The organism is Anaerocolumna cellulosilytica, assembly GCF_014218335.1.
GTDB classification, from domain to species: domain Bacteria; phylum Bacillota; class Clostridia; order Lachnospirales; family Lachnospiraceae; genus Anaerocolumna; species Anaerocolumna cellulosilytica.
Window position 1 is genome coordinate 2,633,914 of sequence record NZ_AP023367.1, and the last position, 17,029, is coordinate 2,650,942.

The window sequence follows — 17,029 nt, forward strand, 5'->3', positions numbered from 1 at the left end:
AATTCAAAGGAGAAAAGAATGAGAAAATTAAAAATGAATCGGGTGACGAGTATTCTTGTACTAGGGGCAATCATCCTTGTTTTATCAGGCTGTGCAAAAGATGAGATTTTGACCCCTGCTGTTACGGTAGCTCCCCAGGAACAGGTTACACCAGATAGTTTATCTAAAACTGACAATAACGATTACGGTGAGGTTGTTGTACAAAATGGCGATAGAACACTGGTATTTAATAAAATGCCAGATAAGGTAATTACAGCTAACATGGCAGCAACAGAAAACATGTTGCTTCTTGGACTTAAGGATTATTTAGTGGGTAGAAATGTAAGAACGAATCCGGCAGAAGAACCGTTGCCGGAAATAGAGGCCGATTTCTACAGCGTTACTGAAATAGAACGGACGCATGAGCTGGCTATAGCAAATGAGGCCGAACTAATGATAGGTCAAATATCTTCCTTTAAAGAAGATACCTGGGGAAGCTTTGAAATGTTTGAAGAAAAAGGCGTTCACTGTTATGTTATATCAGGCACTGTTGCTGAGGATGAGACGATTGAAAATGTGTATGAAGATATCGAAGCTCTTGGGAAAATATTCAAGGTAGAAGATAGAGCAGAAAAACTGATTTCTGATGCTAAAGAAATTGTTGCAGGCGTCACCGCAAAAACCGATGGCATCACAGAAAATGAAAAAGTTAAAGTATTTGTTATGGACAGTTTTAAAGGCAATGAAATATATACAACATCCAAAGGACTTCAGAGTAACTTAATTGAGCTGGCCGGTGGAATTAATGTCACAAGAAATATGGCCGATTCAAGATGGTTTAATACCAGTATAGAAACAATCGTTGCTGCAAATCCTGACGTTATTATATTCAATGACTATGGAACGCAGAACATTCAGGAAAAAATAGACTTTATTAAAAACAATGCAGCGCTTCAGGATGTTCCTGCCGTAAAAAACGAAAATTTTGTAATAATCTCCCTGGTTCAGGTCATGCAGGATATCAGAGCCGCAAGCACCTGTGAATTTTTTGCAAATAGCTTCTATCCAGAACTATTTAAATAATTCCTATGAGAAAAAGAATAATTGTACTAATTGCTTTACTGGTATTGTCAGTTGTTGCCACCATAAGCATTGGTTCCGCCAATGTAGCAATCAGTAAAGTATATACTGTACTTATTGATGCTATTTTTAAGTATAAAAGCAATTTGGGTGAATTATATACTACCTCTGATTTTCAGATTATATGGAACATACGGCTGCCTCGTGTGCTGATGGGGCTTATTGTTGGCGCAGGTTTATCTATCTGCGGCATGGCAATGCAGGCTTTGTTATTAAACCCCATAGCAGACCCCTATATACTTGGTGTATCCAGTGGTGCTTCTGCCGGAGCTTCTCTGGCACTTTTATTCCCGATAGGTATTCTGGCAGGAGGTTATCAGGTTACCGCTTTTGCTATGATTGGTGCTTTAACTTCCTCTCTGTTAGTGTACAGTATGGCTAGAATAGGAAGCGGCGGCAGAATACAGCCAGTATCAATGCTTTTATCCGGAATGGCAGTAAATGCCATGATGTCTGCAATGACCAGTTTCTTCATATTTATAGCGAAAAGTAATGAAGGAATAGCTGCTGTTTATAATTGGCAGATGGGAAGCATTGCATCAGCTCAGTGGAAAACGTTACTCTTGCCCATGTTAGCAGTAGTAATAGCTGGAATTGTCTTTATTATAAAAAGTCAAAGCTTTCATCTGCTTATGGCAGGAGAGGATGAAGCGAATGCACTTGGACTAAATGTCAGTCGATTCCGGGTAACCATGACCCTATTTATAGCCTTCGTGATAGCCACTCTAGTTTCTGTAACCGGAATTGTAGGTTTTGTTGGGCTAATTATACCGCATGTGACAAGAATGCTGTGTAAATCCAATAATAGTAAAACTGTGTTTATTTACTGTAGTATTCTTGGCGGAATGTTTGTAATGTGGGCGGATGCGGCTGCAAGAGGACTTTTTGGTGCTGCTGAGGTTCCCCTTGGAATTATAACTGCATTTATCGGCGGTCCCTTCTTCTTGTATTTGATGATAATGAAAAATAAGAAAGGCAGGGAATAGGTTGAAAAAGCAGGATACTTTTTTCAACATCCTGGTTAATCGTGTGCAAGTGTATATAATGCTGGTGCTATTAGCACTAGAGTATACAGATGGGAGTTAACATGTCTATTCAGTTTAGAGATATAGAGGTTAAAATTGGGAATAAGGATATTCTTAAAAAGGTTTCACTTAAAGCAGAGGACAACAAGATAACAGGCATTATTGGACCAAATGGAAGCGGAAAGTCTACTCTGATAAAAACTTTCTTTTCTCTTCTTCCACATCACCATGGAGAAATTTTCTTAGATGATCATAACGTAAAGGCTATGTCTTCTAAGGAGATTGCCAGAAATGTAGCTTATATCGGCCAGGATAGTAATAGTATGTTTGACTTTACGGTAGAAGAGATTATAAAGATGGGCAGATTTCCCCATGATAGCACAACTAGAAATATTAAAGATATCGTATATGACGCTCTTGACACTCTTAAAATAAATGAATTTGCTAAAAGGAGTATACGTACATTGTCTGGAGGAGAGCGAAAATTAGTTTATTTGGCCCGTTCTATCGCTCAGAATACGGATAGTATTATACTGGATGAACCCACAAACCATCTTGATATTAAGCATCAGTATATGATAATGAATTATCTTAAGAGTTGCAACAAAACAATATTAGTTGTTATACATGATATAAATCTGGCGTTAAGATTTTGCGATAAGATATATATGATGAAGGAGGGAACTGTCTATCAAAGTGGTTCCGTACATGAAGTCTTTACCGAGCAAAATATCAAAAGTGTTTTTGAGGTAGATGGAGTAATAAATAGAGATAGTAAAAATAATATATTTTTTACGGTAGAGAAATAATGAAAGACACCAGTAATGTATGCGGTAGTATTGCTAACATTACTGGTGTAATTTTTTACAGGAAGTGGAATAAGATATTTTATAAATCTTAAACTTACCAGAATTATTTTAAAGTAAGTGTACTGCTTTTAATGGCTTCTTCCTTCATTAAATTGCGTCTTTCTTTGTACATCTTTTCTCAAATGTAGTAAATGTTGCTACATTTTGCATTGTAATTTATAAGATATGATTTATAATAGAAGAACACAGTACTTTAAACGAATTAACTTGTACTGTATATTAACATATGGGATTGTTTTTTAACTGGAAAACATAATTTATACAGTATCTAAAGCAAGGTTGGTTATACAAGGGAATTCTGTGAAAGAAAATTTTAAGAGAAGAAAGGATGCCACAATTGATTCTTTCACGCTTTGTAATTGTGGCAGTAACACATCGCTTCACGGATGTGTTACTCAATAGGTAATAGTATGCAAAAAGTGATAGAAAGATTTTTAAAGTATGTCAAAGTGGATACGCAGTCCTTAGATGATATGGAACAAGTACCCAGCACAGAAAAACAAAAGAATTTGGCAGCAATTCTAGTAGAAGAGTTAATAGAAATCGGTGCGGCAGATGTTAAAATGGATGACCATTGCTATGTCTATGCCACCATTCCTGCCACTACCGATAAAAAGCTGCCTGTACTTGGCTTAATTGCACACATGGACACCTCCAATGCTATCAGCGGTGAGAATGTGAAACCTCAGATTATTCAAAACTATGACGGGAAATCGATTGTTCTCAATAAAGAATTAAGCATCTTCTTAGACCCGTCAGAACATCCCTCTCTTATAAACTATATAGGGCAGGATTTAATTGTAACAGATGGTACGACCCTATTAGGAGCGGATGATAAAGCAGGTGTAGCTGAAATTATGACGCTAGCAGAGTACTTATTGAACCATCCTGAAATTAAACATGGTACCATTAAGATTGGCTTTACACCGGACGAAGAAGTGGGAAGAGGTGTTGATTTCTTCGATGTAGAAGGTTTTGGTGCTGATTTTGCTTATACAGTTGACGGTGGCGAATTAGGTGAAATCGAATATGAGAATTTTAATGCGGCAGGCGGAAAAGTAGAGATACAAGGTAAAAGTATTCATCCCGGTTCTGCAAAGGATAAGATGTTAAATGCTCTTTTACTTGCCATGGAATTTCAGTCCATGCTTCCGGTACAGCAAAACCCTATGTATACAGAGAATTATGAGGGCTTCTTTATGCTTTCTAATTTGGAAGGCGGTGTAGACTTCGCTAAAGCTTCTTATATCATCAGAGACCATGATAAAGTAAAATTCGAAGAAAAGAAAGCACGTTTTCTAAAAATAGGAGATTATCTGAATGATAAATACGGGGAAGGTACCTTTACAGTTACCGTTAAAGACTCCTATTATAATATGAAGGAAAAAATTGAACCGCATATCCATTTAATTGATAATGCCAAACTTGCCATGGAGGAACTAGGTGTAACCCCTATAGTAGTACCTATCCGTGGAGGTACTGACGGAGCCAGATTGTCTTATATGGGTCTGCCTTGCCCCAACCTTTGTACCGGCGGCCATAATTATCATGGAAGATATGAATATATTTCCATTCAGTCTATGGAGAAAGTTGTTGAGATTTTACTTAAGCTGGTTGAGTCATATTCAAAATAAACGAAATTAAAATATATATAATGTATTATTTTAACTTGCTTTAATCTTAAGACACAAGATGTAGCTTCTAATGTTAAATTTGTAATGGTTTCTTGGATATATAATATCATTGATTTTTTGCTTAAAGTAAGTTATGATATACAGAAACCCGTAACTTTATACACAAAGTATGCGTTTATATGTATAAATAATAGCAATACATTCTCAGATATTCCTTAAGCTGGTTAAAGTTACAGGCAAACTAATTAACAAAAGTATAGATTATTTACAAAGCTTTTCTAGAACTTAGCTTCATTTATTGTAGATAATCCATTTACTATACATTATATAGAAAAGGTGGGAATGAATATGAAAAGTGATTCTGTTAAATCAGGTGTACAGCAAGCTCCGCACAGGTCTCTCTTAAATGCGCTGGGACTAACCAAAGAAGAGCTTCGCAAGCCTATGGTAGGTATTGTAAGTTCCTATAATGAAATTGTACCCGGACACATGAACCTGGATAAAATTGTTGAGGCAGTAAAATTAGGTGTTGCTATGGCAGGGGGTACTCCCATTGTCTTTCCGGCAATCGCTGTGTGTGATGGTATTGCCATGGGACATACGGGCATGAAATATTCATTAGTCACCAGAGATTTAATTGCAGATTCTACCGAAGCTATGGCTATGGCACATGCTTTTGATGCACTTGTTATGGTGCCAAACTGTGACAAAAATGTTCCGGGACTATTAATGGCAGCCGCCAGAGTGAATATTCCTACTATATTTGTTAGTGGTGGTCCCATGCTTGCCGGCAAGGTTAAAGGAGAAAAGACCAGCCTATCCAGCATGTTTGAAGCGGTAGGTGCTTACAGTGCTGGAAAGTTATCAGAAGAAGAAGTGGAGGAATATGCTTGTAAGACATGTCCTACCGCAGGTTCCTGCTCGGGTATGTATACCGCTAATAGTATGAACTGCCTGACAGAAGTGCTGGGTATGGGGTTAAAAGGTAACGGAACCATTCCTGCGGTATATTCCGAAAGAATACGCTTGGCAAAACACGCCGGGATGAAAATTATGGAATTATACGAAAATGATATTAAACCAAGGGATATTATGACAGATAAAGCGTTTTTGAATGCTCTCACGGTAGATATGGCGCTAGGTTGTTCCACAAATAGTATGCTCCATCTTCCGGCTATTGCTCATGAAGCCGGTATTGAACTTAATGTAGATATAGCAAATGATATTAGTGCAAAGACCCCGAATCTGTGTCATCTTGCACCTGCCGGTAGAACATATATGGAAGATTTGAATGAAGCCGGTGGAGTATATGCGGTTATGAACGAATTAAATAAGAAGAATCTTATATATACAGAACTGATTACTGCTACTGGAAAAACAGTAGGAGAAAATATTGAAGGCTGTATCAATCTCGACTCTGAAGTTATCAGACCTATTGACAATCCTTATAGTGAAACTGGCGGTATTGCCATATTAAAGGGTAATCTTGCACCGGATTCGGCAGTTGTAAAGCGCTCTGCCGTAGCACCAGAAATGATGAAACATGAAGGACCGGCAAGGGTATTTGATTGTGAGGATGATGCCATAGAAGCAATAAAAGGTGGTAAGATTGTTTCTGGCGATGTTGTAGTTATACGCTACGAAGGCCCCAAAGGTGGTCCGGGTATGAGGGAAATGTTAAATCCTACTTCTGCCATAATGGGTATGGGCTTGGGTTCAACCGTTGCATTAATTACAGACGGACGTTTTTCCGGTGCCTCCAGAGGTGCTTCAATCGGACATGTATCACCGGAAGCCGCAGTAGGCGGCAATATTGCTTTAATTGAAGAAGGTGATATAATTAAGATTGATATTATGGCAAATACTCTTGATTTTGTCGTTTCAGAAGAAGAACTTAACGCCAGAAGGGCAAAATGGAAACCAAGGGAACCTAAGATTACAACAGGCTATCTGGCTCGTTATGCATCCATGGTTACCTCTGGAAATCGTGGTGCTATACTAGAGGTACCAAAATAAGATACTAAGAAGCGGTAATGTGAATTAGTGAAAAACATACTTCACACGCAAATAAGTGCCTGCAACTCACAGTTTGCAGGTATCGGAAAGGGTATGACTATACTATGCAATTAACAGGTTCACAGATACTAATTGAATGTTTAAAGGAGCAGGGAGTTGATACCATCTTTGGTTATCCAGGAGGAGCTGTTTTAAACATTTATGATGAATTATACAGACACCAGGATGAAATCAGACATATTTTAACTTCCCATGAGCAGGGGGCTTCCCATGCTGCCGATGGTTATGCAAGATCAACAGGTAAGGTTGGTGTTTGTCTTGCAACCAGTGGTCCTGGGGCAACAAATCTGGTTACAGGAATAGCGACTGCTTATATGGATTCTGTACCCATGATTGCCATTACGGGTAATGTAGCTGTTAACCTATTAGGAAAAGACAGTTTTCAGGAGGTAGACATTGCCGGCATTACCATGCCTATAACAAAACATAACTTCATTGTTAAGGATGTTGATAAACTCGCCGATACCCTAAGAAAAGCATTTGTAATTGCCCAAACCGGAAGACCCGGACCTGTTTTGGTAGATATCGCAAAGGATGTTACTGCTAACAAAGCGGAGTACGTAAAAGCTGAAATTTCAGATATTGAGAGAGTAAAAGATACGATTATCGGTTCTGATGTGGAAATAGCTCTTACTATGATAAAAGAATCTAAAAAACCTATGATATTTGTAGGTGGGGGAGCCGTAATATCGGAGGCAGAAGATGCATTGATGGAGTTCGTCTTAAAGGTGGACGCTCCGGTTACTGACACCTTAATGGGTAAGGGTGCTTTTAGCGGAGAGCATTCTTATTATACTGGGATGTTAGGTATGCATGGAACAAAAACTGCTAACTTAAGTGTTACGGAATGCGATCTGCTTATTACCGTTGGTGCAAGGTTCAGTGACAGAGTAACCGGAAATGCTAAAAAATTTGCCAAAAATGCAAAGATTCTCCAAATAGACATCGATCCAGTTGAAATTAATAAAAATGTCCTGGTAAGTCACTGTATTACCGGCGACATTAAAGAGGTTTTAACAATTCTAAATGAAAAATTAGAACAACATAATAATAAAGAATGGGTAGAGCATGTTCTTTCTATGAAAGAAAAATTCCCCTTAAAATACAGAGGAGATGTGCTTACCGGTCCTTATATCTTAGAAACCCTTTATAAACTTACAGAAGGTAATGCCATTATTACGACTGAGGTAGGTCAGCATCAGATGTGGTCAGCCCAGTATTTTATATATAAGACGCCAAGAACATTTTTAACTTCTGGTGGACTTGGAACCATGGGTTACGGTTTGGGAGCCTGTATTGGTGCTAAAATCGGGAATCCGGACAAAACCGTAGTTAACATCGCAGGTGATGGATGTTTTCGGATGAATATGAATGAGATAGCTACTGCTGCAAGATATCAAATACCAATTATTCAGATAGTTTTTAATAACCATGTGTTAGGAATGGTTAGACAATGGCAAACTTTATTCTACGGACAACGATATTCCCATACTACTTTAAATGATAATGTTGATTTTGTTAAACTGGCAGAAGCCATGGGTGCAAAAGCCTATCGAATTACAAAGCGGGAAGAAGTAGAACCGATTTTAAAAAAAGTTTTAGCCTTGAATGAACCGGTAGTACTTGACTGTCAAATTGCCAGTGATGATAAGGTATGGCCAATGGTAGCCCCCGGTGCGGCTATTGAAGAGGTGTTCACAGAAGAAGATTTAGAGGCAAAAAAAGGATAATAATTATAAGGCAAATATTAGCAGGGCCTATGCAAAAATTTAGTATTGACTCACAAACGATAAATATGAATTTTGCATAGGTTCTTTGTAATTAATTATTGACTAAATTTTAACTAAGTTTTATAATGTAATTGATTAAAGTGGTATAGTGTAGAAATTTATCGATTTATTCAATGAAAGTAAATATAAATAGGAGAGTAAATTGTACAAGCTTTAGCAGGCTATTCATATACAAATACCAGAATTATTCTTATTTTATATTAAAGGAGGATATATCAGTGGGCAGAATTTATAATTTTTCAGCAGGTCCAGCCGTGTTGCCGGAGGAAGTATTAAAAGAAGCAGCAGAAGAAATGTTAGATTACAAGGGTACCGGAATGTCAGTTATGGAGATGAGCCACAGGTCTAAAGCCTATGAGACAATCATTTTGGAGGCGGAACAGGACTTAAGAGACTTAATGAACATACCGGATAATTATAAGGTTTTATTTTTGCAAGGCGGAGCTTCTCTTCAATTTGCAATGATACCTATGAATCTTATGAAGAACAAGGTAGCTGATTACATTGTCACAGGCCAATGGGCAAAAAAAGCGTACCAGGAAGCAAAGATATATGGAACAGCTAACCAAATTGCATCCTCAGCGGATAAGACGTTTTCCTACATACCGGATTGTTCCGATCTGCCTATCAGTGAAGATGCAGATTATGTCTATATCTGTGAGAATAACACTATATATGGAACTAAGTTTAAAACGCTACCGAATACAAAAGGAAAACCTCTGGTTGCTGACGTATCCTCCTGCTTTTTATCTGAACCAGTTGATGTAAGTAAATACGGTTTAATCTACGGTGGTGTACAAAAGAATGTTGGTCCCGCTGGTGTTGTAATTGCAATCATACGAGAAGATTTAATCACAGAAGATACCCTTCCCGGTACACCAACTATGATGCAATATAAAATTCATGAAGACAATAAATCTCTATACAATACGCCGCCAGCTTATGGCATATATATCTGCGGAAAAGTATTTAAGTGGCTGAAAAAACTGGGCGGTCTCGAAGTAATGAAAGAACGTAATGAAAAGAAAGCAGCCTTTTTATATGATTTCTTAGATAGCAGTAAATTATTTAAAGGAACTGTCGTGAAAGAAGACCGTTCTTTAATGAACGTTCCTTTTATAACCGGAGATGATGAATTAGATGCAAAATTCATTAAAGAAGCAAAAGCTGCGGGCTTTGAAAATCTGAAAGGTCACAGAAGTGTCGGTGGTATGAGAGCTAGTATCTATAATGCCATGCCTATTGATGGTGTTGAAAAATTAGTGGAATTCATGAGAAAATTCGAAGCCGAGAACACAAAATAAAACAAGTAAACACAAGAAGGAGTGTCGTAATGGTAAAATATAATTGTCTTAATCCCATCGCACCAATTGGGCTTAATTTGTTTACTGAAAAATATGAAAAAATAGAATCTCTGGAAAGTGCCGATGCGGTATTAGTAAGAAGTGCTTCTATGCTGGATCTTAATTTACCGGAGAACCTAAAGGCAATTGCAAGAGCTGGTGCTGGTGTGAATAATATTCCCCTAGATAAATGTGCAGAAAAAGGGATAGTTGTATTTAATACCCCAGGTGCCAATGCCAATGGTGTAAAAGAGCTGGTTATTGCAGGACTTATGTTAGCTTCCAGAGATATTGTTGGTGGTATTAACTGGGTTCAATCCATTCGTGAAGATGAAAATGTTGCAAAGCTTGTTGAAAAAGGAAAATCAAAATTTGCAGGAAAAGAAATCTTAGGCAAAAAATTTGGTGTAATTGGTCTTGGTGCTATTGGTGTTTTAGTTGCTAATGCAGCAAAACGTTTGGGAATGGAAGTATACGGCTGTGACCCATATATCTCAGTAGAACATGCCTGGAATCTTTCCAGAGATATTATCTCTGTTAAAACAAAAGAGGATATCTATAAGGAATGTGATTATATCACTGTGCATGTACCTTTATTGGACGACACGAAGAAAATGATTAATAAAGATACCATTGCTATGATGAAAGATGGCGTTGTTATCCTCAACTTTGCCAGAGACCTGCTTGTAAATGATGAGGATATGGAGGAAGCTTTAAAAAGTGGAAAAGTAGCTAAGTATGTAACAGACTTCCCGAATGCAAAGACGGCCGGAATGGAAGGTGTTATTGCAATTCCTCATTTAGGTGCTTCTACGGAAGAATCTGAAGACAATTGTGCGGTAATGGCAGTAAAAGAAATCAAGGATTATATGGAATATGGTATTATAAAGAATTCCGTGAATTATCCGGATTGTGATGCGGGAGTATGTGCCTCTGGAAAACGTATTACCATAAACCATAAAAATATACCTAACATGCTTTCTCAATTTACCGGTACTGTATCTGCTGAAAATATAAATATCTCCAACCTTATTAATAAGAGCAAAGGCGACTATGCCTATACGGTATTAGATATCGAAGGAAATGTCACAGATACCATTATTAAGAAGTTAAATGATATTACCGGCGTACTAAAGGTACGTGTTATTTAGTCTATATTTCATTCAGACTATTATATTAAGATTAACGCTTGGCATGACCGGACTTTCATCCTGATAATACTAAAATCCATGCATCGCAGAAAGGGCTTATTGCCTTTTTAAGGCGGTACATGGATTTTTAGTTTTAGAGTTCACTCATTTCATTACCTGTCCCGTTTTTAGAAGTTAGCAAGAGGCTGCCAGTCAAGGCTGTAAAAGGAGCAACTGTAATGAGTCCGATACTTCCTACCATAGTATCAATGATTTCCGCAGATACGTATTTATAATTCAAAATATTTTGAATCGGTGTTCCTTGTGCCATAAATACCATCAAAAGGGCTATATAACCGCCGGAATACGCAAGTAAGAGAGTAGTGGTCATAGTCCCCATTGCAGCTCTGCCAACGTTCATTCCTGAGAAAAAAGCTTCTTTCCATCGAATCTCCGGTTTTTTTGATATAACCTCTATAATAGAAGAAGTAATATCAACCGATAAATCCATAACCGCCCCGGAAGAACCTATAAAAATACTAGCCATAAAGATTTTAGTAAGATTCAAATCTTGAAAACCACTATATAACAAACTTTCTGAGTTTGGCATAATGGCACCATGAATTTGAAAAGCATTGGTAAAGATGATACCGAGAACAGCCGTTACAAGTATTCCTAAGGAAGCGCCAGACACCGCAGACAGTGCTTTTTTATTAAAACCATAGACTAGTGAAATTGTCAAAAAGGCTAATATTATAGTTATTACCAAACCAAAATAGATAGGATTATGTCCATTAAGATATGCTGGAATAAGTATTTTCCAGATAAAAAGTACAGTAATTATAAAAGAAAGTAAAGCACGAAGCCCGGTTCGTCCGGCAACAAGTATTAATAGGAGAGCAAAACCAACGGCCAATAAGATTTCTTTATTAATCCGATAATGATCTATTAGATTAACAGATAGAATACTATCTTCATTATGGCTGATTACTACCAACGCTTTATCACCTTCCTTAAATATTTTGTCAGTTTCCAAAGAACCATTTAACAGATTAAATCCCTTAACCTGCCTGCCTTTAAAACGGCCATTCAATAGTTCGACCATACAGGTCTGTTCCCCGGAGCGTACTAATCCAGTATCTATGATAGTATCATTATTGACAGTCAACACACGAGCGGAGGTTCGTTCCGTCCCTTTGTATATAATGGCGTCTTCATAGCCGGTCGGGATTAAGATTAAAACAATTAAAACCAATAAGGAAACTAATACAGGCAGATAATACGGTAGGTTGTCTTTCCAGGCGTTTTTATCTAAAGGGGGCAGTAAGGAATTACGAAATTTAGTTAGCATAGTAAGAACCCTTTCTTTATTATCAATTTTATATCAGAATACTCCCCTAAAAAAAGACAGGGGAGTGGTAAGTTGCGAAGGCATGCCTGAATACAATTAATTAACTTTCAATAAACTGGCAAGATTTTTGTAAATCTCTGTATTGTCATAATAACCGCTAAAAAGCTCCGCACCCTGTCCTTGTGCAAAGACACCGACCGGTAGACCTGTATGAGCATAGGAGGAAAAGTTAATGCCCGACTTGTTATTTAAGATATGGGTTATGGTTACAGTTAAAGGTTCATAAGTACCATATAAGATGTATTCTTCTTGTGATCTGCTGGTATCGCCACTTAATGTTTTTTCATAGGCTTGCTTTAACTTCGTATATTCATAATCTGTTAATACCAACTTGGAAGTAGAATTGGCATCCTTATCTGAGGAAGGCAATAATCCAAAGTTTTCTTTGATATCAGCTAATACTGTTTTGAATTCGGTTTTATTTGCCTTATAGTTTTTAACATAATTCGTATCAAACTTAGCATAGGAGATTTTTTGATTGCTTAAATTGGTAAGATATGTATCATAATCTGTACCAGCATAGCCAATAGTTAAACCGCCGGTTTCATGATCACCGGTTACAATTATTAATGTTTCTTGTGGGTGTTGATTATAGAATTTAATAGCTTCGTTCACTGCGTCATCTAAGGCAATCGTATCTGCAATAGTAGATCCGGCATCGTTTGCATGACATGCCCAGTCAATTTTACCGGCTTCAACCATCATAAAAAACCCGGTTTCATTATCGAGTACTTCAATCCCTTTTTTTACATAATCTTTTAATGCCCATTCACTCTCTTTGGCATCATTAGCATAGGATAAAGTATCGCTGTCTGCAAGAGTTTCACCAATTACGATTGCTTTACCGTCAGCAGCTGTTAACTTCTCAGCCTCAGCCTGTGTTTTGATTACCTTATAACCATCGTTTTGAGCAAGTTCATATAGATTCGTTTGCGGATTATTCTTATCATCACCGTTAGGATTTTTTAAAGCACCTCCGGCAAAGTAATCAAATCCACTTTGAATCATTTCAAGACCAATCCCATAGTAATTGTTTCTGGATGCCTGATGTGCATAATAAGCAGCAGGAGTTGCATGATTTAAATTAACAGTTGATATAATACCAATTTTATACCTTAACTGTTCTTTTAATTTTTCACTTATGGTTTCATAAGAAATTGTCATGGATTCATTCATGTTGATAGTACCACTATATGTTTTAAAGCCTGTTGCAAGTGAAGTCGCAGTGGATGCTGAATCAGGACAAAAAGATGTGGAATCATATGTAACTGCGGAACCTGCCACAGGGAATTTCATAAAATTAAGATATTTATTTCCACTTAAGATATCAGAAGTTCGGTTTTGACCCAAAGCACCAAGATAGTCACTGGCTGCCTGTATTTGGGGATAACTCATACCATCACCAATAAACATAAAAACATATTTGGGTGCCTGTGTTAAAGAGGCAGTGGCTGCTTTTTTACTACTGGCTGCAGTACTGTTTATTGTAGTCTGTTTTGAGGTTAATATTACGGAAAATACCAAAATACCTGTCACGGCACAGGCTAAAACTCTTTTAAATATTTTATGCATTTCATACTCCATTCTGCCTAAAGAAGGCCTGTTATTTCTTAACCCTAATTAAATCTAACTAGTATCTCTGCCAATTTAGCATTTTTAAACATTATTTAGACATCAACAATCCACCCCTTCTTATCTTGTCTTAACAAAGAGTTCCATATTGTGGAACTTGCTCTTCATACCATAAATAACATATGAAAGAGATATTGACAATAGTATGAAAAAACATTTAACATAAGCTTTACTTAAAGTAAAAAGTTTTTACAATTACGAAACAAGGTTCTCTTGGCTTTTTTACTAGTTTACTTTATAATAGTAATATACTTTTGGAACTTAAAAGATAAATACAAGGAGGATACAAGTATGGCAGATATTAAACCATTTCCCTGCATCAGACCAAGGGAAGATGTTGCTCACCGGATTGCAGCATTACCTTACGATGTATATAACAGAGAAGAGGCAAAGAAAGAGGTTATAAAAGAGTCCTTATCCTTTCTGAAAATAGACCGGGCAGAGACTGGATTAGCAGATTCTGTAGATATATATGATGATAAAGTATACGAAAAGGCAAAAGAAACTCTCAATTCTATGATTGAAGAGGGATTATTTATAACCGAGGAAATGGAGTGCTATTATGTATACGAGCTGATTATGAATGGGAGATCCCAAACCGGTCTGACAGCCTGTTGTTCCATTGATGATTATCAAAATAATATAATCAAAAAGCATGAAAATACAAGGGAAGAAAAGGAACTTGACAGAATACGCCATGTAGATACATGTAATGCGCAAACAGGTCCCATATTCCTAGCTTACCGCTCTAACGATGTTATACAAAAAGTGATAGATAAAACGAAAGAAAAAGAAGCTGTATATGATTTCACATCTCCAGATGCTATAACCCATAGGGTATGGAGAATTGATGATAAAAGTCATATAACTGCTATTAGAACAGCTTTTCATGAAATAGGAGATATTTATATAGCTGATGGTCATCACCGGGCCGCTTCCGCAGTTAAAGTCGGTTTAAAAAGGAGAGAAGAGGCAGGCGGCTATACAAAAGAGGATGAATTTAACTATTTTTTATCCGTCTTATTTCCTGAAGATCAGTTAATGATACTTCCATACAACCGGGTAGTAAAGGATTTAAACAATCATACGGTGGAAGAATTTCTTGATAAGATTTCGGAGCATTTTACCATCATTCCAAAAGGGACTGATAAGGTAACCCCTGAACAAAAAGGAGATTTTGGAATGTATTTACAGGGAATCTGGTATAAATTAGAAGTTAAAGAACATATAAAGAACAACCTTGATCCGGTTGAAAGTTTGGATGTATCAATATTACAGAAACATTTGCTTTCTAAAATTCTTGGCATTCGTGATCCGAGAACAGATAAACGAATAGATTTTATCGGAGGAATCCGAGGATTAACAGAGTTAGAAGAACGGGTACATACGGATATGGAAGTGGCATTCTCTATGTATCCAACTAGTATTTCAGAGTTGTTTTCCGTATCAGATGCCGGACTTTTAATGCCTCCTAAATCAACATGGTTTGAGCCTAAATTACGTAGTGGTTTATTTATTCATAAGCTATAGGTTCCATCCTTTTTAGCAAAAACCTCACATTAAAAAAAATCCTACAACTTTACTAAGGTTGTAGGAATATTTAATAGGAGACGAATTAAAGCCTTCGTAGGGAGATATCTTATTGGCTATAAGACGTCTGTATAGCTTGCTACACTTGTAGAATTCAATCGTTTTTTATACTATTAAAACACAAATTGCAATAATATCATATACAGGACGGTCCCGACACCTATACTTAATAGCGTATTGCTTTTCCACACATGTAGAATGATAATAACCAGAATCGCTAAGGCTTCCGGTAATCCAAAAGGATAGGAAATAACGGATACATCCTTTAAGCAGTAAACTACCAACATACCAATAATCGTAAAGGGCAGAACTCTTCCAAGGTATTCAATATATTTTGGTGTCTTTTTATTTTCCGGAAATAATAAAAAAGGTAAAAAACGTATTAATATAGTTGTAATGCTTATAATACCAAAAAACAGAAAGTTTTCACCGGTTGTCAAATTCATTTTGCGACCTCCCTGTCAATTTTCTTTTGTAAAAAGCTTACAAACAGTAAGATAACCGCCATAGAAGGCACAATAAACTTACCTGCACCAAAGAGTATCCTGCAAACAATAGAGGTCCCAACACCAATAAGAACGGGTGTATGACTCTTTGCAGCTTTCCATTGATTCACAAAGATTACTACAAACAACGCTGTCAAAACGAAATCTATGCCTCTTGTATTAAAATCTATCAGGCTTCCCAGCAAACACCCTAATACAGAACCCACAATCCAATATATTTGATTTAGAAGTGTAATAAAAAACATAAATTTACCTTTGTCTACTCCCTCTGCCGGTTCTGCCACGCATAAAACTGAGAATGTTTCATCTGTTAACCCAAAGATTAGATACGGCTTATAAGAACCGGTTCCTTTGAATTTTGAAAGCATAGAAACTCCATAAAATAAATGTCTTGCATTTACCATCAGAGTCATCATACAAGCGTAGAATGGATGAAATCCCATTGTTAAAAGGCTTACAGCGACAAATTGCATGGAGCCTGCATAGATAAAAAGACTTGCGAAGATTGTCCAAAAATAGGAATAGCCTTTGCTGTTCATTAAAATCCCAAAAGCAGCACCAAGAACTAGATATCCTGTCATTACAGGAATCGTTAATGGAAAAGCTGCCTTAAGTGCAGAGGTTCTTTTGTTCATGTTTATGGTTTCCTTTCTTTTACTGCCTGATTACAGCCGAACGTTTTACATGCAATGTCCGTAAACAATAACGTTAGGTATACATGTATCGATAAACCCGGCAAAAATTAATTATAATATATACTTTTAAAACCTACAATAGAAAAAGTTCGAAAGATAGGCCAGATGACTCAAAAGTAAAAATTATATTTATTTTAAAAATATAGAAATTTTATGGAACTTAACCAATATTTACATCGTCTAATATTTGAAAAGCAAAAAAGGAAGCT

Annotated in this window: 13 protein-coding genes; 9 read left to right on the forward strand and 4 right to left on the reverse strand. The window is 36.8% G+C overall.

Annotation, left to right across the window (positions count from 1 at the left end; all coding sequences use genetic code 11):
- The first annotated feature begins 18 nt into the window (after positions 1-18).
- The 8 genes from acsn021_RS10695 to acsn021_RS10730 all read left to right on the forward strand — a co-directional run bounded on the left by acsn021_RS10695 (position 19) and on the right by acsn021_RS10730 (position 11,007).
- On the forward strand, positions 19-1,062 hold the full coding sequence (locus acsn021_RS10695) for an ABC transporter substrate-binding protein (protein ID WP_184089759.1): 1,044 nt from the start codon (positions 19-21) through the stop codon (positions 1,060-1,062).
- Between the two features lie 5 nt (positions 1,063-1,067).
- Positions 1,068-2,105, forward strand: a complete 1,038-nt coding sequence (locus acsn021_RS10700; protein ID WP_184089756.1) for a FecCD family ABC transporter permease — start codon at positions 1,068-1,070, stop codon at positions 2,103-2,105.
- Between the two features lie 101 nt (positions 2,106-2,206).
- The gene (locus acsn021_RS10705) at positions 2,207-2,953 is read left to right on the forward strand and encodes an ABC transporter ATP-binding protein (RefSeq protein ID WP_184089753.1); all 747 of its coding nucleotides are present in this window, start codon (positions 2,207-2,209) and stop codon (positions 2,951-2,953) included.
- 470 nt (positions 2,954-3,423) lie between these two features.
- The gene (gene pepT / locus acsn021_RS10710; RefSeq protein ID WP_184089750.1) at positions 3,424-4,647 is read left to right on the forward strand and encodes a peptidase T; all 1,224 of its coding nucleotides are present in this window, start codon (positions 3,424-3,426) and stop codon (positions 4,645-4,647) included.
- A gap of 348 nt (positions 4,648-4,995) precedes the next feature.
- Positions 4,996-6,663 carry a dihydroxy-acid dehydratase gene (gene ilvD, locus acsn021_RS10715; RefSeq protein WP_184089747.1) on the forward strand — a complete coding sequence of 556 codons (1,668 nt, stop codon included), beginning with the start codon at positions 4,996-4,998 and terminating at the stop codon, positions 6,661-6,663.
- A 104-nt stretch (positions 6,664-6,767) separates the two neighbouring features.
- Complete coding sequence (gene ilvB / locus acsn021_RS10720; protein ID WP_184089744.1) at positions 6,768-8,453, forward strand: biosynthetic-type acetolactate synthase large subunit; 1,686 nt, start codon at positions 6,768-6,770, stop codon at positions 8,451-8,453.
- A gap of 278 nt (positions 8,454-8,731) precedes the next feature.
- Positions 8,732-9,817: a 3-phosphoserine/phosphohydroxythreonine transaminase gene (serC, locus tag acsn021_RS10725; RefSeq protein WP_184089741.1), complete on the forward strand. Its 1,086-nt coding sequence runs from the start codon at positions 8,732-8,734 to the stop codon at positions 9,815-9,817.
- Positions 9,818-9,846: 29 nt separating this feature from the next.
- Positions 9,847-11,007, forward strand: coding sequence for a phosphoglycerate dehydrogenase (locus tag acsn021_RS10730; RefSeq protein WP_184089738.1), 1,161 nt, complete (start codon positions 9,847-9,849; stop codon positions 11,005-11,007).
- 133 nt (positions 11,008-11,140) lie between these two features.
- Here acsn021_RS10730 and acsn021_RS10735 read toward each other — a convergent pair whose 3' ends face one another.
- Complete coding sequence (locus tag acsn021_RS10735; RefSeq protein WP_184089735.1) at positions 11,141-12,337, reverse strand: YibE/F family protein; 1,197 nt, start codon at positions 12,335-12,337, stop codon at positions 11,141-11,143.
- 96 nt (positions 12,338-12,433) lie between these two features.
- Positions 12,434-13,969, reverse strand: coding sequence for an alkaline phosphatase (locus tag acsn021_RS10740; protein WP_184089732.1), 1,536 nt, complete (start codon positions 13,967-13,969; stop codon positions 12,434-12,436).
- A gap of 351 nt (positions 13,970-14,320) precedes the next feature.
- On the opposite strand from acsn021_RS10740, the gene acsn021_RS10745 reads away from it, so the two are divergent.
- On the forward strand, positions 14,321-15,559 hold the full coding sequence (locus acsn021_RS10745; protein WP_184089729.1) for a DUF1015 domain-containing protein: 1,239 nt from the start codon (positions 14,321-14,323) through the stop codon (positions 15,557-15,559).
- A 173-nt stretch (positions 15,560-15,732) separates the two neighbouring features.
- On the opposite strand, the gene acsn021_RS10750 is transcribed toward acsn021_RS10745, so the two are convergent.
- Together acsn021_RS10750 and acsn021_RS10755 are read right to left on the reverse strand one after the other, a co-directional pair.
- Entirely contained in the window at positions 15,733-16,065 is a 333-nt protein-coding gene (locus tag acsn021_RS10750) for a branched-chain amino acid transporter permease (RefSeq protein ID WP_184089726.1), read from the reverse strand.
- Positions 16,062-16,760: an AzlC family ABC transporter permease gene (locus tag acsn021_RS10755; protein WP_184089723.1), complete on the reverse strand. Its 699-nt coding sequence runs from the start codon at positions 16,758-16,760 to the stop codon at positions 16,062-16,064. Before acsn021_RS10755 ends, acsn021_RS10750 begins: the two co-directional genes overlap by 4 nt.
- Positions 16,761-17,029: the final 269 nt, after the last annotated feature.

Bases quoted from the DNA above. Each gene is read 5' to 3' on its own strand.
- acsn021_RS10695 (WP_184089759.1), top strand. From the start codon at position 19: ATGAGAAAATTAAAAATGAATCGGGTGACGAGTATTCTTGTACTAGGG.
- acsn021_RS10700 (WP_184089756.1), top strand. From the start codon at position 1,068: ATGAGAAAAAGAATAATTGTACTAATTGCTTTACTGGTATTGTCAGTT.
- acsn021_RS10705 (WP_184089753.1), top strand. From the start codon at position 2,207: ATGTCTATTCAGTTTAGAGATATAGAGGTTAAAATTGGGAATAAGGAT.
- pepT (WP_184089750.1), top strand. From the start codon at position 3,424: ATGCAAAAAGTGATAGAAAGATTTTTAAAGTATGTCAAAGTGGATACG.
- ilvD (WP_184089747.1), top strand. From the start codon at position 4,996: ATGAAAAGTGATTCTGTTAAATCAGGTGTACAGCAAGCTCCGCACAGG.
- ilvB (WP_184089744.1), top strand. From the start codon at position 6,768: ATGCAATTAACAGGTTCACAGATACTAATTGAATGTTTAAAGGAGCAG.
- acsn021_RS10730 (WP_184089738.1), top strand. From the start codon at position 9,847: ATGGTAAAATATAATTGTCTTAATCCCATCGCACCAATTGGGCTTAAT.
- acsn021_RS10735 (WP_184089735.1), bottom strand. From the start codon at position 12,337: ATGCTAACTAAATTTCGTAATTCCTTACTGCCCCCTTTAGATAAAAAC.
- acsn021_RS10740 (WP_184089732.1), bottom strand. From the start codon at position 13,969: ATGCATAAAATATTTAAAAGAGTTTTAGCCTGTGCCGTGACAGGTATT.
- acsn021_RS10745 (WP_184089729.1), top strand. From the start codon at position 14,321: ATGGCAGATATTAAACCATTTCCCTGCATCAGACCAAGGGAAGATGTT.
- acsn021_RS10750 (WP_184089726.1), bottom strand. From the start codon at position 16,065: ATGAATTTGACAACCGGTGAAAACTTTCTGTTTTTTGGTATTATAAGC.
- acsn021_RS10755 (WP_184089723.1), bottom strand. From the start codon at position 16,760: ATGAACAAAAGAACCTCTGCACTTAAGGCAGCTTTTCCATTAACGATT.